15 protein-coding genes are annotated in these 17,346 nt (G+C 61.6%); 9 read left to right on the forward strand and 6 right to left on the reverse strand.

The features are described 5' to 3' along the window. The first annotated feature begins 87 nt into the window (after positions 1 to 87). Positions 88 to 1,203, forward strand: a complete 1,116-nt coding sequence (zapE, locus tag HX817_RS27800) for a cell division protein ZapE (RefSeq protein ID WP_177041876.1) — start codon at positions 88 to 90, stop codon at positions 1,201 to 1,203. Positions 1,204 to 1,213: 10 nt separating this feature from the next. Further along, positions 1,214 to 2,536 (forward strand): leucine-rich repeat-containing protein kinase family protein, encoded by a 1,323-nt coding sequence (locus tag HX817_RS27805; RefSeq protein WP_177041878.1) that lies wholly within the window; start codon positions 1,214 to 1,216, stop codon positions 2,534 to 2,536. 123 nt (positions 2,537 to 2,659) lie between these two features. Here the strand turns inward: HX817_RS27805 and HX817_RS27810 are convergent, their stop codons facing one another. After that, the gene (locus tag HX817_RS27810) at positions 2,660 to 3,367 is read right to left on the reverse strand and encodes a YebC/PmpR family DNA-binding transcriptional regulator (protein ID WP_008431478.1); all 708 of its coding nucleotides are present in this window, start codon (positions 3,365 to 3,367) and stop codon (positions 2,660 to 2,662) included. A gap of 109 nt (positions 3,368 to 3,476) precedes the next feature. After that, positions 3,477 to 4,790 carry an MFS transporter gene (locus HX817_RS27815; protein ID WP_177009831.1) on the reverse strand — a complete coding sequence of 438 codons (1,314 nt, stop codon included), beginning with the start codon at positions 4,788 to 4,790 and terminating at the stop codon, positions 3,477 to 3,479. Between the two features lie 266 nt (positions 4,791 to 5,056). Here HX817_RS27815 and HX817_RS27820 point away from each other — a divergent pair, with 266 nt between their 5' ends. Then, positions 5,057 to 5,929 carry a LysR substrate-binding domain-containing protein gene (locus HX817_RS27820; protein WP_003212428.1) on the forward strand — a complete coding sequence of 291 codons (873 nt, stop codon included), beginning with the start codon at positions 5,057 to 5,059 and terminating at the stop codon, positions 5,927 to 5,929. Between the two features lie 126 nt (positions 5,930 to 6,055). Here HX817_RS27820 and HX817_RS27825 read toward each other — a convergent pair whose 3' ends face one another. Next, positions 6,056 to 6,913: a LysR substrate-binding domain-containing protein gene (locus HX817_RS27825; RefSeq protein ID WP_003212427.1), complete on the reverse strand. Its 858-nt coding sequence runs from the start codon at positions 6,911 to 6,913 to the stop codon at positions 6,056 to 6,058. Positions 6,914 to 7,025: 112 nt separating this feature from the next. Between HX817_RS27825 and HX817_RS27830 the strand changes: the two genes are divergently transcribed. The 3 genes from HX817_RS27830 to HX817_RS27840 all read left to right on the forward strand — a co-directional run bounded on the left by HX817_RS27830 (position 7,026) and on the right by HX817_RS27840 (position 9,673). Continuing rightward, a complete protein-coding gene (locus HX817_RS27830) occupies positions 7,026 to 8,135 on the forward strand; it encodes a 2-aminoethylphosphonate--pyruvate transaminase (RefSeq protein ID WP_177041880.1) in 1,110 nt (369 codons plus the stop codon). 27 nt (positions 8,136 to 8,162) lie between these two features. After that, positions 8,163 to 8,990 (forward strand): phosphonoacetaldehyde hydrolase, encoded by an 828-nt coding sequence (gene phnX / locus HX817_RS27835; RefSeq protein ID WP_003212423.1) that lies wholly within the window; start codon positions 8,163 to 8,165, stop codon positions 8,988 to 8,990. Positions 8,991 to 9,112: 122 nt separating this feature from the next. Beyond that, positions 9,113 to 9,673: a cytochrome b gene (locus tag HX817_RS27840; RefSeq protein ID WP_177041882.1), complete on the forward strand. Its 561-nt coding sequence runs from the start codon at positions 9,113 to 9,115 to the stop codon at positions 9,671 to 9,673. A gap of 117 nt (positions 9,674 to 9,790) precedes the next feature. Here the strand turns inward: HX817_RS27840 and HX817_RS27845 are convergent, their stop codons facing one another. From HX817_RS27845 to HX817_RS27855, 3 genes are all read right to left on the reverse strand, one after another. After that, the gene (locus HX817_RS27845) at positions 9,791 to 10,690 is read right to left on the reverse strand and encodes a 1-aminocyclopropane-1-carboxylate deaminase/D-cysteine desulfhydrase (protein WP_102369531.1); all 900 of its coding nucleotides are present in this window, start codon (positions 10,688 to 10,690) and stop codon (positions 9,791 to 9,793) included. A 57-nt stretch (positions 10,691 to 10,747) separates the two neighbouring features. Beyond that, positions 10,748 to 12,787: an NADPH-dependent 2,4-dienoyl-CoA reductase gene (locus HX817_RS27850; protein WP_177041884.1), complete on the reverse strand. Its 2,040-nt coding sequence runs from the start codon at positions 12,785 to 12,787 to the stop codon at positions 10,748 to 10,750. 117 nt (positions 12,788 to 12,904) lie between these two features. Continuing rightward, positions 12,905 to 13,843, reverse strand: a complete 939-nt coding sequence (locus tag HX817_RS27855) for a LysR substrate-binding domain-containing protein (protein ID WP_177041886.1) — start codon at positions 13,841 to 13,843, stop codon at positions 12,905 to 12,907. Between the two features lie 136 nt (positions 13,844 to 13,979). Between HX817_RS27855 and hutH the strand changes: the two genes are divergently transcribed. The 3 genes from hutH to HX817_RS27870 all read left to right on the forward strand — a co-directional run bounded on the left by hutH (position 13,980) and on the right by HX817_RS27870 (position 17,242). After that, positions 13,980 to 15,521 (forward strand): histidine ammonia-lyase, encoded by a 1,542-nt coding sequence (gene hutH, locus HX817_RS27860; RefSeq protein WP_177041888.1) that lies wholly within the window; start codon positions 13,980 to 13,982, stop codon positions 15,519 to 15,521. Between the two features lie 92 nt (positions 15,522 to 15,613). Further along, a complete protein-coding gene (locus HX817_RS27865) occupies positions 15,614 to 16,123 on the forward strand; it encodes a prolyl-tRNA synthetase associated domain-containing protein (protein WP_177041890.1) in 510 nt (169 codons plus the stop codon). A 354-nt stretch (positions 16,124 to 16,477) separates the two neighbouring features. Continuing rightward, the gene (locus HX817_RS27870) at positions 16,478 to 17,242 is read left to right on the forward strand and encodes a transporter substrate-binding domain-containing protein (RefSeq protein WP_003212408.1); all 765 of its coding nucleotides are present in this window, start codon (positions 16,478 to 16,480) and stop codon (positions 17,240 to 17,242) included. Positions 17,243 to 17,346 lie beyond the last annotated feature (104 nt).

The following is a 17,346-nucleotide window of genomic DNA, read 5'->3' on the forward strand; positions in this document are numbered from 1 at the left end:
CAGATAGCTCGCGCCGTGCTTCTCTATTGGTCAAACCGCAACCGGCGCTCTAAAGTGAGCGACCACCGAAACACAGAGTGACTGACATTGGCTGCTTTACCGCCCCTGCTCAAACGGTTGCTGGGTAAAACCGCGGCGACCACCGCCGCCCCCGGTATCAGCGCATTCTTCCAGGGCAAGGCCCGGCAACAGGGCTATACCCTCAGCCCAAGCCAGCAACAGGTGATCGAGACCATGGCCCGGCAAACCGACCATCTGCTGGCCGGGCGCCCTACCCGCAGCCTGTACCTGCACGGCGCCGTCGGCCGGGGCAAGAGCTGGTTGCTGGACGGCTTTTTCCAGGCGTTGCCGATTGCCGAGAAACAGCGCGTGCACTTCCACGACTTTTTCGCCCGTCTGCACCAGGGAATGTTTGCCCATCGCCAGCAGCGCGATGCCTTGGCCGTGACCCTGGATGAGTTGCTCGATGGCTGCCGCGTGCTGTGCTTCGACGAGTTTCACGTACATGATATCGGCGATGCGATGCTGATCAGCCGTCTGTTCAAGGCCCTGTTCCGGCGCGGAGTCTGGGTGCTGGTAACCTCCAATTATCCGCCCGCCGGGTTGCTGCCGAACCCCTTGTACCATCAGCGGTTCAAGCCGGTGATCGAGCTGATCAGCGCGCGCATGGACGTCATGGAAGTCAGCGCCCCCCAGGATTTTCGCAGCCTGGCCCAGGCCCATGGCGATCAGCGGTTCAGCGCTGGCCAGTTCGTGTGGCCGGGGACTGCCGCGCAACGCCAAGCCCTGGGCCTGCCGTCAGCGGATCAGGCCCCGGTCAGCCTGACCGTCGGAGCCCGGCAATTGACTGCCCGCTGGCACCAGGACCGCAGCATTGCCTTCACCTTCAGCGACCTGTGCGAACAACCGACCGCCGTCATGGACTACCTGCAGCTGTGCCGCGACTATGAACGCTGGATCATCGACGGCCTGCCGCACCTGGCGGACTGTCCGATTGCCGCCCAGCAACGGTTCATCAACCTGGTGGACGTGCTCTACGACCAGGACAAGCAATTGGTGCTGATCGGCGAGCAGCCGCTGGAGCAATCCCTGAGCGGCCAGGCCATCGATTTGGCGCGCACCGCCAGCCGCCTGGGGCAGTTGCAGAAGATCGGGCCGCAACCCGCTATCATGAGCGCCATTTACGCCCCTATTGCCGAGTGACGCGCCGTTCATGGATACCCTTGCCCAACTCAAGGCCGGCCAACTGGCCGGTATCAAACGCCTGGACCTGCGCTGTGGGCTGACCGAGTTCCCCCGGGAAATCTTCGACCTGGCCGACTCCCTGGAAATCCTCAACCTGACCGGCAATGCCCTGAGCAGCCTGCCGGATGACCTGCACCGCCTGCCCCATTTGCGCGTGCTGTTCTGTTCGGAAAACGCCTTTACCGAACTGCCGCAATGCCTGGGCCAGTGCGCGCAGTTGAGCATGATCGGCTTCAAGTCGAACCAGATCAGCAGTGTCCCGGCGACGTCGCTGCCACACTTGCTGCGCTGGCTGATCCTCACCGATAACCACATCAGCCAATTGCCGGACGAACTGGGTGAACGGCCTTTGCTGCAAAAACTGATGCTGGCCGGTAACCACCTGGAGCAGTTGCCGCAAAGTCTCGCCCAGTGCAAAAACCTCGAATTGATCCGCATCGCTTCCAACCGCATGACCCGCCTGCCGGACTGGTTGCTGGGTTTGCCGAGCCTGACCTGGCTGGCCTACGCCGGTAATCCGGTAGAGATGGCCGAGGAAGAGGCCCGCCATGACGCGACGCCAAACATTCCCTGGTCCGAGCTGGAATTGAGCGAAGTGCTGGGGGAAGGCGCTTCCGGAATCATCCGCAAAGCGTACTGGGCCCCGTCAAACGGGCCGGTCAAGGCGGTCGCGGTCAAACTCTATAAAGGCAGCATTACCAGTGACGGCTCGCCCCTGCACGAAATGCACGCCTGCATCGCCGCCGGACTGCATGCCAACCTGATCAAGGTAGAAGGCCGTGTCGTCGACCACCCGGAAGGCCAGGCGGCACTGGTGATGCAACTGATCGAACCGAACTATCGCAACCTTGCGGCGCTGCCGAGCCTGGCGTCGTGCACCCGGGATATCTACGAGCCCACCACCCGTTTCAGCGCGGATGTGGCGCTGCGCATGGCCCGGGGCATCGCCTCGGTGGCGGCGCACCTGCACGCGCAAGGCATCACCCACGGTGATCTGTACGGCCACAACATTCTGTGGAATGAAGCCGGTGAATGTCTGCTTGGGGACTTTGGTGCAGCGTCGTTTCACGCCACGGTCGACAGCCAGGAAACCCGCGCGTTGCAGCGCATCGAAGTCAGGGCGTTCGGGGTGTTGCTGGGGGAATTGCTGGAAAGGATTGATGCGGGGTTGAGCGAGGAAAAGCGCGTGGCGCTGGAAACCTTGCGGGACAACTGCTGCCAGCCGGATGTGCTGGCCCGGCCCGGGTTCGAGGAAATCACAACCCTGTTGCAGTCTTCCAAACTCAGCTAAACCCAATGTGGGAGCGGGCTTGCTCGAGAATGCGGTGTGTCAGTCAATACATGCTTGGCTGGTACACCGTATTCGCGAGCAAGCCCGCTCCCACATTTGGACCGGGTTCACATCAAATCAGAATCAACCCGCCAACCCGACGAACATGTCCTGCACGTCGTCATGGTTGTCCAAGCCTTCCAGGAAGGCTTCGACTTCGGCCATCTGCTCATCGCTCAAACCGCTCACCGGGTTCTTCGCGATGTAGCCGAGCTTGGCCGACAGCACGGTGAAACCCTGCTCCGGCAAGGCTTTCTGCACGGCGTCCAGGTCGGTGGTCTCGGTGATGAACAAGGTAGTGCCTTCTTCTTCGCCTTCCTCGAAATCCTGGGCACCGGCTTCAATCGCGGCCATTTCCGGATCGGCGTCGGGGCTGTCCGGCGAGGCTTCGATCAGGCCTACGTGGTTGAAGTCCCAGGCCACGGAGCCGGACGCGCCGAGTTGGCCCTTGCGGAACGCCACGCGGATTTCCGCCACGGTGCGGTTGATGTTGTCGGTCACGCATTCAACGATCAGCGGCACCTGGTGCGGGGCAAAACCTTCGTAGGTCACGCGGTGGTATTGCACGGTCTCACCGAGCAGACCGGCACCTTTCTTGATCGCGCGCTCCAGGGTTTCCTTGGGCATCGAGGCCTTTTTGGCCTGCTCCACCACCAGGCGCAAATGTGCGTTGGTAGCAGTGTCGGCACCGTTGCGGGCGGCAATGGTGATCTCTTTCACCAGCTTGCCGAAGATCTTGCCCTTGGCATTGGATGCCGCTTCTTTATGTTTGACTTTCCACTGTGCGCCCATGACTCACTCTCTTCTGTCCATCGCGCCGAGACGTCTACTGGCCGGCGCTTTGGGGGCAGAGTTTATAGCGCTGAAACACTCTAATCCACCAAAAAACCGGCCATGCCCCTCAGGTCCGCAAGGGATTGATGGCGCGCTCACGGTCGGGCACGAAGTCGCCCACCTGCGCCAGCACCGCCGGCCTGGCGTTCCAGTACGGCATCAACACCAGGGAGGAAAACAGCGCGGCACCGGCAAACACGATAAACACCGTGACCGTATCGAAGTAGCCCGGCAGCAAGCCGCCAAGAATCGCCCCCACCGAACCGCAGCCGTTGACGAACCCCGCCGCCGTCGCGCCGGCCTTGGCGGTGCCGAAGTCGATGGCGGCGGTGCTGCTGATCATCGAGTCCGGCCCGTACAGGGTCAGGCCCATCACAAACAGCAGCGCCATCACCAGCGCCACACTGCCGGTGTGCAAGGCGCCCATGAACAACGCCAGGGCCACGGTCAGCGCCAGCAGGCTGAGGACACAGGCCGGCATGCGCCGGGCGCCGAACAGTTTGTCGGACGCCATGCCGATCATGATCGGCCCCAGCAACCCCGCCAGCTCGAACGCCGTCGGCACAATCGCCGCGCCGACCTTGCCCACCGACGGCATCTGCTCATACACAATCACCGGCCCCCACAACAGGATCGCGTAACGCGCCGGTTTCAACAGAAAGTACGCCAGCCCCAGGGTCAACACCGTGCGGTTGCGCAAAATGGCCCGCAGCGGCTCCAGCACACTGGCGTTCTTCTCGGCGGCAGTCTGTTCCGGTTCCGGTTCCACTGCCGGTAACCCCACATCCTGTGGCGTGTTGCGCTGGAAAATGAAAAACAGCACCGCGACCACGAAGACCACAGCCGCACTGGAGATAAATGCCGCATGCCAGGTGCCGATCAGCGTATACGCCCACCATCCGGCAAACGGCGACGCCACCAGGCCACCAAAGGCGTAGCACGAGCTCCATAAACCCAGCACCCGGCCACGCTGCTGCGCCGGGAAGAAACTGCCAAGGTTCTTGCACAGCCCGGACCAGCCGGTGGACTGGGCCAGGCCCTGGATCAACATGCACGTGACAAAGATCGGCAAGGTGGCAAACGTGCCCATCACCAGGGCGGCGGCGGCTGAAATCAGCAACCCGCCGAGTACCACCACACGCGGCCCGAAACGGTCGGCGAGCATGCCCCAGGTGAATTGGCCAACGGCGTAGGCCGCCAGGTAGATGCCATCCAGGTTGGCCATCATCATCTTGTCCAGCGGGAAACTCGGGTCGTCGACGATCCCCAGCTTGGCCACCGAAAAAGCCTTGCGGGTGAAATAGAAGGCCGCGTACGCCAGCCAGGTGATGGCGAAAATCTGCACGCGCCAACGCTTGATGTTACTCAAGGGAGTATTCATGGTGGTTCTGACCTCGGGTGTGAGTGTGCCGGCAGAATGAAAAGCAAACGCCTGTATTTTTATTGTTGAGCACTGCAGTACCGGCGCTTGGAGGGGCGCGGTATTGGTCAGATGAGTCCCGCTGGTGAGCACGCAGAAGACCCATGGCCGCCGAAGGTGTAGGACTCGACCTACGGCGACTGGGGCTATCAAAGCAATGGCTGACTAATAGGTAAAATCGATTTATCGTATTTCAAATATAAGCTGAGCTTGTAAGAGGATTCGCGATGTCGGTGTCTCACGCGCAACTCAAAGCCTTCCACGCGGTGGCCGTACACGGCAGTTTTACCCACGCCGCCGAACGCTTGTTCCTCAGCCAGCCGGCCATTTCCGACCAGGTGCGCAAGCTTGAGGAACGTTTCGGCGTGCTGCTGTTTCATCGCAACAAACGTTCGGTGCGCTTGACCGACCTCGGCGAGCGCCTGTTGAGCATCACCCAGCGTCTGTTTGCCGTCGCGGCGGAAGCCGAAGAGCTGTTGCAGGATTCCCGCGCCTTGCAAACCGGCACCCTGACACTCGCGGTGGACGCCCCGGTGCATGTGCTGCCGCAGATTGCGCGCTTCTGCCAGTTGTACCCAGGCATCAGCGTGAAGATCGAAACCGGCAACACCGATGAATCACTGTTTCGCCTGTACAACTACCAGGCCGACCTCGCGCTGCTGGGGCGCGATGTGGACGACGAGCGGCTGCTGTCACTGCCGCTGCCCGATGACCAATTGCTCGCGTTTGTCGCCCGCAACCACCCGTGGGCGGGCCGCGAGTCGATCTGCCTGGCGGACCTGGACGATACGCCGCTGGTGTTGCGGGAAATCGGCTCGGTGACCCGCCAGACCCTGGAGCAGGAAATGCACCAGGCCGGGCTGCGCATTCGCCCGGCGATCCAGGTGGAAGGCCGCGAAGCCGCGCGGGAGGCGGTGGTGGTGGGGATTGGCGTGGGCGTGGTGTCGGCTGCGGAGTTTGGCGCAGATTCGCGGGTGTATGCGATGCCGATCCGTGACTGTACGCAGCGGATGAAGGAAACACTGGTGTGCTTGAAGGAGCAGAGTTCGCGGCGGGTGGTGGCGACGTTTCTGGAGATTGTGCGGGAAAGTTTGCGGTGAAGTTGAAGGCCCCTTCGCGAGCAAGCCCGCTCCCACAGTTGACCGAGTTCTACCGATGGAACGCGGTCGAATGTGGGAGCGGGCTTGCTCGCGAAAGGGCCAACTCGATCTTCAGCCAACCCCCACTCAGGGCGCCAACTCGAAAAACGCCTGAATCAACCGCAACTCCCGCCGCCGCTCCATGCACCCGATCACATGCCGGTTCACCAGCCCCTCGCCCTGGATCGGAATCGCATGCACCCGCGGATCCCGGCTGACTTCCATCGACGACACCACCCCAACCCCCAACTCGGCCGCCACCGCTTCCGTCACCGCCTCACGGCTGTCCAGTTCCAGCAGCACCCGGGGCTGCACGCCGGCCTGGGCGCAGGCATCGTCAAAGGTCCGCCGCGTAATCGAGCTGGGTTCACGCAACACCATGATCACCTGATCCAATTGCTCCAGCCGAATACCCGCAGGCTCCGCCAGCCACGGATGGCCGGCCGGCACCAACGCGCAAATCCGTGACTCGATCAACGGCTGCAAGTGCAGGCCCTTGCGCGGCTCCACCTCGGTCAACACCGCCACGTCAGCCCGCTCCGACAACAGCGCCGCGAGGGTTTCCTGCGCATTGCCCAGGCGCAAATTGACAGTAATCCCCGGATACCGCTGCCGTAGGCTGGCCAGCATCGGCATGACCATGTGCGGCCCGTCCGCCGCCACTTCCAGGCGCCCGGTAAGTAATTGCCGGTTGGCCTCCAGCAACGTCTGCGCCTCTTCCACCAGGCCGAAGATCGCCCGGGTGATCGCCGCGAGTTTGGTGCCCTCCTCGGTCAACTCCACCCGCCGCGCGGTACGCCGCAGCAGCGCGATCTGGTAGTGCTCCTCCAGCGCCTTGATATGCCCGGTCACCGCCGGCTGGCTGATGAACAGGCGCTCGGCCGCCCGGGTAAAACTGCCCTCGCGGGCCACCGCATCAAACGCACGCAGTTGAAACAGGTTCATAGCTATCGGCCTCACTGATAGCTCGCATAACAACAAACAATTTGATTGATGACAAGTCAAACTGCAATTTAGGCGCCGTAACTTCATCCCAATGTTTTGCGAGGACACACGAATGAGCACTGCCGCGCCGATCCTGCTGACCCCGGGGCCCTTGACCACCTCGGCCCGCACCCGCCAGGCCATGATGGTCGACTGGGGTTCATGGGATGACCGCTTCAATCAACTGACCGCCAGTCTTTGCGAGCAACTGCTGGTGATCGTCAACGGCACCGCCAGCCACCATTGCGTGCCATTGCAAGGCAGCGGCACCTTTGCCGTGGAAGCGGCCATCGGCACCCTCGTGCCACGGGACGGCAAGGTGCTGGTGCTGATCAACGGCGCCTACGGCAAGCGCCTGGCGAAGATTTGCGAAGTGCTCGGCCGCGAGTTCAGTACCTTTGAAACTGCCGAGGACGAACCCACCACCGCCGCCGACGTCGACCGCCTGTTGCACGCCGACAGGGGCATCACCCACGTCGCACTGATCCATTGCGAAACCAGCACCGGGATTCTCAACCCGTTGCCCGAGATCGCCCAGGTCATCGCCCGCCACGGCAAGCGCCTGATTATCGACGCCATGAGCTCCTTCGGCGCGCTGCCGATCGACGCCCGCCAGGTGCCGTTCGACGCGCTGATCGCCGCCTCCGGCAAGTGCCTGGAAGGCGTACCGGGGATGGGTTTTGTGTTCGCTGAAAAGCAGGCGCTGGCTGCAGCCCAAGGCAACTGCCACTCCCTGGCGATGGACCTTTTCGACCAGCACAGCTACATGGCCAAGACCGGCCAATGGCGCTTCACACCGCCGACCCACGTGGTGGCGGCGCTGCACGAAGCGCTGCTGCAATACAACGAAGAAGGCGGCCTGCCCGCCCGGCACCAGCGCTACGCCGACAACTGCCAGGCATTGCTGGACGGCATGGCCGAACTGGGCCTGCGCAGCTTCCTGCCCGCCGCGATCCAGGCGCCGATCATCGTTACCTTCCACGCGCCGAAAGACCCGCGCTACCAGTTCAAGGAGTTCTACGAACGGGTCAAGGCCAAGGGCTTCATCCTTTATCCCGGCAAATTGACCCAGGTGGAAACCTTCCGCGTGGGCTGCATCGGCCATGTGAACCAGGCCGAGATGCAAGCCGCGGTAGCGGCGGTAGCCGAGGTGCTGCAAGAAATGAACGTGCTCGACATCTGACTGCCCACTACTCACAGGATCTGAACCATGAACTACGCAAACCCAACCCAGCTTCAAGCCGCGATCCTCGACTGGGCCGGCACCGTGGTCGATTTCGGCTCGTTCGCGCCCACGCAGATTTTTGTCGAAGCCTTCGCCGAGTTCGACGTGCAGGTCTCCATCGAGGAAGCCCGTGGCCCGATGGGCATGGGCAAGTGGGACCACATCCGCACCCTGTGCGACCAGCCGCAGGTGGCCGAGCGTTACCGCAAGGCCTTCGGCCGCACACCGACTGACGATGATGTGACCGCCATCTACCAGCGCTTCATGCCGCTGCAGATCGAGAAGATCGCCGAGCACTCGGCATTGATCCCCGGTGCCCTGGACACTATCGCCAACCTGCGCCAGCAAGGGATCAAGATCGGTTCGTGCTCCGGCTACCCCAAGCAGGTGATGGACAAGGTTGTCGAACTGGCTGCCACCAATGGCTATATCGCAGACCACGTGGTCGCCACCGACGAAGTACCCAACGGCCGACCATGGCCGGCCCAGGCCCTGGCCAACGTGATCGCCCTCGGGATCGATGACGTAGCGGCCTGCGTGAAGATCGACGACACCGTGCCGGGCATCCTCGAAGGCCGTCGCGCCGGGATGTGGACCGTGGCGCTGACCTGCTCGGGCAATGCCCTGGGCCTGACCTACGAGCAGTTCCGCGCCCTCGACGCCGGCACACTCGCCAGCGAACGCACGCGTATCCAGGCCATGTTCGAAGGCTCGCGCCCACACTACATGATCGACACCATCACCGACCTGCCTGCGGTGATCGCCGACATCAACCAGCGCCTGGCACGGGGTGAAATGCCGCAGGGCAACTGATCGAGATCAAAAGATCGCCTATACACCCTCCTCTCACGGGCAAACCTCGTAAAACAGGCTTACATTGAAAGGACTCCGTCGCAAAGAACGGAGGTTTGCCCTGATGAGTGAGGAAGAAAGCGATGCCCTGGAAAAATTCCGATACGCGTTACAGCACCATGTCGATTGCGTTGCACTGGCTGATGGTGGTGCTGCTGGCGGTGGTCTACGCCTGCATTGAGTTACGCGGGCAGTTTCCCAAAGGCAGCGGCGCACGTACGTTGATCGTGGAAATGCACTTCATGTTCGGCCTGACGGTGTTTGTGCTGGTGTGGCTACGGTTGTTCGCCCGCAGCCTGGGCGTGGCACCGAAGATCGTACCGGCCCCGCCGCAATGGCAAACCCTCCTCGCCACCCTGATGCACATGGCGCTGTACGCCTTGATGATCGGCATGCCCATCGCCGGCTGGCTGATCGTCAGCGCCGAGGGGCATTCGGTGATGTTCTACGGCATCGAGTTGCCGCCGCTGATTGCCGAGAACAAGGCGTTGGCCAAGGAAATTGAAAGCTGGCACGTGCTGTTCGGCAAGATCGGCTACTGGCTGATCGGGCTGCATGCGTTGGCCGGATTGGCCCATCACTATGTGCTGCGAGACAACACTGCGTTGAGGATGATGCCCGGCAAGAGAGGGAGCATTCAGTAAGCCCACGGATTGAATGTGGCAGCTGGCTTGTGGGGGAGCTGGCTTGCCTGCGACAGCATCACCTCGGTGCCACTGATACACCGCGGTGTCTGCATCGCAGGCAAGCCAGCGCCTACATTAACCGGGTGCAACAGGGAAACCCCGGCGGCCCTGCAGGCCACCGGTGTGGACGAAGATCAGGCGGGTGCCGGGGGAAAATCTCCCGGCTTCAATCTGTAGTTTCAACGCCAATAACGCTTTGCCGGTATACAGCGGCTCCAGCGCCAGGCCACAGGCTTGCTCGGTAGCGTCGATAAAGGCCAGCAACTCGGGATCGACCTTGGCAAAGCCGCCCCGGCTGGCCTCCAGCAATTCATAACCCTGCTGCACAAGCGCCTGCACCTGTTGCGCCACCCCGTGGTCGTCGGGCACCGCCAGGGCGCCATATACCGGATGCGCGCCCGCCTCCGCCAGCACCAATCCCGCCAATGTAGTACCGGTGCCTGCCGCCAGCCACCAACCGTGATAGTCCGTCCAGCCCAGGCCGTTTAATTGCGCCTGCGCCTGATTCACCAAAACCCCGCAACCCAACGCGCCCGCCAGGCCCCCGCCGCCTTCAGGTACCGGGTGCAGGTGCGGATACTGCTCGCGCCAGGGCAGCCAGAAGTCCGGCTCGTTGCGCGCGCGATAGCCGCCATACCCCAGCCAATGCAGTTGCATGCCGAAGGCCTTGAGGTCGAGCACCGTGGGAGTGTCTTGCGGATGGCCACGCAGCAAGCCAACGGTAGGAAAGCCGAAGCGTTTCCCGGCCGCCGCCAGTGCATGCAGGTGATTGGAGTAAGCGCCGCCCAGGCTGATGATCCCGCTGGCGCCCGCCGCCCGGCCTTGCGCCAGGTGCTCGGTGAGCTTGAACCACTTGTTGCCGCTGATCAGCGGGTCGATGCGATCCAGGCGCAGCACGGCGACTTCCACCGGCCCCATCCAGTCCAGCTTCAGGGGTTCAAGGGGCGCGTGGGGAAGCCAGTCGAAAGGACCCATGAGGGCGGTTCTGCACAAGAAAAGGGGCGGTAGTCTACCACCGCCCCTTTTACGTGTTTACAGCTCGGCCGCCAGGCGCGAACCCTGGTTGATGGCGCGCTTGGCATCCAGCTCGGCCGCCACGTCCGCGCCGCCGATCAGGTGCACGTTCTGCCCGGCCGCCACCAGGCCATCCTGCAATTCCCGCAGCGGGTCCTGCCCGGCGCAGATCACGATGTTGTCCACCGCCAGCACCTTCGGTTCACCCTCGGCGCCGATGCGGATGTGCAGGCCCTCATCGTCGATCTTCAGGTACTCGACGCTGTTGAGCATCTGCACCTGCTTGTTCTTCAAGCCGGTGCGGTGGATCCAGCCGGTGGTCTTGCCCAGGCCGTCGCCGACCTTGGAGGTCTTGCGCTGCAACAGGAACACTTCACGCGCCGGCGCATGGCGCTCGGGCTTGATCCCGGCCACACCGCCGCGGGCTTCCAGGTGGGTGTCGATGCCCCACTCTTTCCAGAACGCCTCGCGGTCCAGGCTGGTGGACACGCCCTGGTGCACGAGGAATTCCGAGACGTCAAAACCGATACCGCCGGCACCGATCACCGCCACGCGATGGCCCACCGGCTTACGCTCCAGGATCACGTCGAGGTAGCTTAATACCTTGGCGTTTTCCACACCGGGAATCGTCGGAATACGCGGCGCGATGCCGGTCGCGAGGATGATCTCGTCATAACCGCCCGCAACAAGCTGCTCAACGTCGACCCGAGTGTTCAGGCACAGTTCGACGTGAGTGGTCTGCAACTTGCGCTTGAAGTAGCGCAGGGTCTCGAAGAACTCTTCCTTGCCCGGCACACGCTTGGCGATGTTGAACTGGCCGCCGATCTCGCTGGCCGAATCGAACAGCGTCACTTGATGCCCACGCTCGGAGGCGACGGTGGCGGCCGCCAGGCCCGCAGGACCGGCACCGACCACGGCGATTTTCTTGATCTGCTTGACCGGCAGGTAGTTGAGCTCGGTCTCGTAGCACGCACGCGGGTTGACCAGGCAGGTGGTCAGCTTGCCGCCGAAGGTGTGGTCCAGGCAGGCCTGGTTGCAGCCGATGCAGGTGTTGATCTCATCGGCGCGGCCTTCGGCAGCCTTGTTGACGAAGTCCGGGTCGGCGAGGAATGGGCGAGCCATCGAGACCATGTCGGCATCGCCTTCGGCCAAAATCTGCTCGGCGATTTCCGGGGTGTTGATCCGGTTGGTGGTGATCAACGGAATCTGCACCGCACCGCGCAACTTCGCGGTGACCTTGCTGAACGCGCCACGCGGCACCTTGGTGGCGATGGTCGGGATCCGCGCTTCGTGCCAGCCGATGCCGGTGTTGATGATCGTTGCACCGGCCTGCTCGATAGCCTTGGCCAACTGCACGATTTCTTCCCAGGTGCTGCCGCCTTCTACCAGGTCGAGCATCGACAGGCGGAAGATGATGATGAAATTCGGGCCTACGGCTTCGCGCACCCGGCGCACGATTTCCACCGGCAGGCGCATGCGGTTTTCGTAGCTGCCACCCCAGCGGTCGGTGCGGTGGTTGGTGTGGGCGGCGAGGAACTGGTTGATGAAGTAGCCTTCCGAACCCATGATTTCCACACCGTCGTACTCGGCGACCTGGGCCAGCACCGAACAGGTGACGAAATCATTGATCTGTTTTTCGATGCCTTCTTCGTCCAGCTCTTTGGGCTTGAACGGGTTGATCGGCGCCTGGATCGCGCTCGGTGCTACCTGCTTCGGGCTGTAGGCATAACGCCCGGCGTGGAGGATCTGCATGCAGATCTTGCCGCCCGCCTCGTGCACCGCCCGGGTGACGATCTTGTGCTTCTGCGCTTCTTCGTCGGTGGTCAGCTTGGCCGCACCGCCATACACCCCGCCTTCATCGTTGGGGCCAATGCCGCCGGTGACCATCAGGCCCACGCCGCCACGGGCACGTTCGGCAAAATAGGCCGCCATGCGCTCGAAGCCGCCGGGTTTCTCTTCAAGGCCGGTGTGCATCGAGCCCATCAGGGTACGGTTGCGCAGGGTGGTAAAACCCAGGTCCAACGGGGCCAGCAAGTGCGGGTAGGCAGCAGCGGTCATGGTACAGCTCCACAACGGATCATCACGGGACGTGGAGCGCTCGAATGGCACTCCATCGGTTTATGTCCCACAGACTAAGAGTCCGCCGGCTGGCGCTCAATGACCGTAAGTGACAACTTAATGATCAAAGTGCGCAGCAGAAAGCATGGCAGCGGTAATTTTCTCCTGTTTCTGCCCCTGCCCGATCATCCAGCGTTGAAACCCGCGGCACTGCTGTTTGTGCAGGGTATTGGGGTGCCAACTCAGGTAGTACGGCGCCGCCAGCGGCACGGCGAACCGCCAGGGAATCACCAGCCGACCGGCGCGCAGGTCTCCGGCGATCATTGAGAACTGCGCCAGCACGATGCCTTGCCGGTCGATGGCCGCCTGGATCGCGGTAATCGATGATGAATAATTGCGGCGGATCACGATGGGCTGGCCGGTTTGCCCTTCCAGCTCGCTGAACCATTGGGTCCACGAAGGCGGCGAATCGAATTTGGGCCGCGAGTCGATGCCGATCAGGCGGTAATCGAGCAAGTCCCGCGCGCACGCAACCCGTTCCAGCAACTGCGGTGAACAGGTGGGCACCACACAATCGCGGAACAGCGGCACGCTATGCCCGGAATGCTCGGGGTGCTCGCCATAACCGATGCGAAAGTCGGCACTTTCCTCCCCCGATGCATCATCGAGGGTGCTGTCGAGGTAGATGTCCAGGTCGGTTTCGTCCTGCCCCCACTCGTCGATCAGCGGCGACAGCCATTTGGTCATCAGCGAAGGCAGGCAACTGATATACAGGTTGTTGGGATTCTTCGCCCGCTCGGCCTCGGCCACCGCCAGCCTGAGTTCTTCGAACGCCGCGGTGCAGCGGGCGTGCAGGCGTTCGCCGACGCTGTTCAAGCGCAGGCGCTGGCCGTCCTTGAGCGTCAGCTTCATGCCCAGGGCATCTTCGAGCAGTTTCATTTGCTGGCTGACAGCGCCCACCGAGATCCCCAGGCGAATCGCCGCCTGGGACATACCGGCGCAGTGGCCCACCACTTCAAACACTTGCAACGCGCGCAACGGCGGTAAACGGCTCATGGGGGAATCTCGAGACTTCAGCAGTTTAGATTTTCTACTAAAAATAACAGAAAACCGCATATTTTCTTCAGCTAGTGCAACCCGTAGAGTGAAACCACTTCCCACCCCATTGCGTTACGCCCTGCTGGAGTCGCTGATGAAAACCCTGCCTGAACAAATTACCCATGTCGTGTTAGGCGACAGAGAACCCAGCATCGAAGAGTTCGTGGCGATCGCCCGCTATTCGGCCACTGTTTCGTTTGCCGACAGTTACAAGAACCGGGTTAAAAAGTCCCGTGGGTTGATCGAGCGATTCCTCGATGAAAACCGTTTGGTGTACGGCGTGACCACCGGTTTTGGCGACAACGTGCGGCATGTGATCTCGCCGGAAAACGCCAAGGAACTGCAAGTCAACATCGTGCGTTCACACGCTGTTTCCGTCGGCGAGCCGCTGGTGCGTGAACAGGTGCGGGCGATCCAGTTGATGGTGTTGATCAGCCTGGGCAAAGGCTACTCCGGGGTGCGCCTGGAACTGCTGGAACTGATCGCCGGCCTGCTCAACCACGACGTGGTGCCCTTTGCGCCGGGCGAAGGCTCGGTGGGTTACCTCGCGGTAGAAGGCCACCTGGCCCTGGTGCTGCTCGGCGAAGGCCGCGCCAGCGTCAAGGGCGGTGCACTGGTGGATGGCGCAACCGCCCTGCAACAGGTCGGCCTGCAACCGACCGACCTGCAGTGCAAGGAAGGCCTGGCGATGTTGAACGGCACCACGTCGGTGACCGCCATCGCTACGCTGGCGCTGTACAACGCGATGCAGGCTGCGGACCTGGCGGACGTGGCGGCGGCCATGTCGCTGGAGGCGCTCAAGGGCACCATCCGCGCGTTCGACCCGCGCTACCACTCGATCAAGGCTCACCCCGCACAGGCCGCAACCGCCGCCAATATCAAGGCTATCCTGCACGACAGCCAGCTCATCGCAGACAACATCGATTACCGCCTACAGGACGTCTACAGCCTGCGTGCCATCCCCCAAGTGCATGGTGCTTCCCGGCAGTTCATCAACTACGCGCGGGAAACCATCGAGCGCGAAATCAATTCTTCGGGCGACAACCCGGTGATTTTCCCGCTGGACGACGGTGACGGTATCGCGATTTCCGGCGCCAACTTCGACGGCACCTACATCGGGATTGCAGCCGACACACTGTGTGTGGCGCTGACCAACCTGGCGAAAATTTCCGAGCGCCGGACCGACCGCATGATCAACTCGCACTTCAGCGAAATGCCGGCCTTCCTGGTGCGCAACCCGGGCCTGAACAGCGGCTACATGATCGTCCAGTACACCGCCGCCGGGCTGTACGCCGAAATGAAAACCCTGTCGATGCCGTCGTCGATCGACAGCGTCTCGACGTGCGGCAACCAGGAAGACCCGGTCAGCCTGGCCTACAACGCGGTGATCAAGGCCTACAAAGTCTCGCAAAAACTCCAGTCGGTGGTGGCCATCGAAGTGCTGGTCGCGTGCCAGGCCCTGGATTTCCACGATGTGAACAAGGCATCGACCGCGACCAAGGCGGTCTATGACCTGGTGCGCAGTGAAGTGCCGGTGGCGGATAACGACCGCGCGTTTTACGCTGACATGGCCAGTGTGATTGAGCAGGTGCGCAGCGGGAAAATCAACGACCTGGTGGCCCATCACCTGAACTGACAACCACGCCGTCAAACGGCCTGCCCTCCTTTTCGGACGGCGGGCCTTTGCCATTTTTGGCGCAGACAAAGCGATACCCGGGGACTTTGCGAATGCTTCAACCCAAAGACGTTCTACACCTGCTCGATACCTGCTCCATTGCCTATGAATACGTGGAACACAGCGCCGTGCGCACCTGCGAAGAAGCCGACAAACTGGACATCGGAATCAGCGGGCAGGCGGTCAAGAACATCTTCCTGTGCGATGCCAAAGGCTTGAATCCCACCCTGGTGGTGCTCAAGAGCGAGCAGCGCCTGGACCTGCGTGCACTCTCGCAAACCCTCGGCCTCAAGGGCCTGAGATTCGCCTCGCCGCGCCGCCTGATGGAAACCCTGGGCGTGGAGCCGGGAGCGGTGTCATTGCTGGGGTTGTGCAATGACGTGCAGCGCGCCACCCAGGTTGTGATCGCCGAAGAGGTGTGGAACGGCGACAGGATTCTCTGCCATCCGCTGGTGAATACCGCGACCCTGTCGATCGCAGTCCGCGATATGGCGCGACTGCTTGAGCACCTGGGATTCACGCCAATACTCACCGCGAACGCTGCCCCCACGCCTGACACCTGACAGCGCACGGGCGGGTGCAAAACGCTACCTATCGACCCAAAACAGGGCGAAAAAACCGCGCACATTTTCTAACCATGTTTAATTTCCTTGAAAATCAACAGGTTATTTATTTTTAAAAGCTGGCAAATATTTTGCAATGACATGTATGTACATGTGGAGTCATGTGCAGACTGGAGAGCGAATCGGCCAGTCCCCAAACCTGTATTCGTTCGAGAAAAAAGTCCTAAGCCCACATCAAAACATTGGTAGGAAATAGAAATGACCGCTAAAAAATCGAATTGGTTAGGCTCTGTTGCTGTAGCGACCCTAGTGATGGCAAGTGCTTCCGGACTGCAGGCAAAGGACTGGACGTCCGTGAACATCGCGACCGAGGGCGCGTACGAGCCCTGGAACCTGACATTGCCAGGCGGGAAGATCAGTGGTTTCGAGCCTGAGCTGATGGACTACCTGTGCGCCAAGATGAAGCTGCAGTGCAAGATCACCGTGCAGAACTGGGATGGCATGATTGCCAGTCTCAACGCAGGGAAGTTTGATGTGTTGATGGATGCGATCGTTATCACTGACGACCGTAAGCAGGTCATGGATTTTTCGATTCCCTACGCGCAGACGCCGGCCAACTTTGTCGCGCAGGATGCGGCGTTGCTGCCGGGTAAAACCGGGGCGGCGAATGCGATTACGCTGAGTGCTGATCCGAAGGCGATTCACGATGCGATCGAGCCGTTGCGTCAGGCGCTGAAGGGTAAAACCATCGGGATCGCTTCAGGCATCATTTACACCAAGTTCATTGATGAGAACTTCAAGGACGTGGCGACGATTCGTGAGTACAACACGTCGGCCGATGCGATTCTTGATCTGCAATCGGGCCGTATTGACGCGATTTTTGATGACGTTACGTTCCTTGATTCGATCATGTCCAAGCCTGAGAACAAGGGGCTGGCGTATACCGGGCCGCAGATCAAGGGCCCTATCTGGGGTGATGGCGAGGGCCTGGGTTTTCGCAAGAGCGATCCGGAGTTGAAGGCCAAGTTTGATGCGGCGTTGAAAGAAGCGATTGCTGATGGGACTGTTAAGAAACTCAGCGAAAAATGGTTCAAGGTGGATTTGACGCCTAAGTCCTGAGGCGTTCCTGGTTGGGGTGGGGGCATATCCGTTATTTGGGTGATGGCTTGTATTGGTTCCGCTCTTACAGCGGCTCACTTTTGAAAAGCCGGAATGCCGGCCCA

The sequence above is a fragment of the Pseudomonas sp. C6002 genome (genome assembly GCF_013385805.1).
GTDB lineage: Bacteria > Pseudomonadota > Gammaproteobacteria > Pseudomonadales > Pseudomonadaceae > Aquipseudomonas.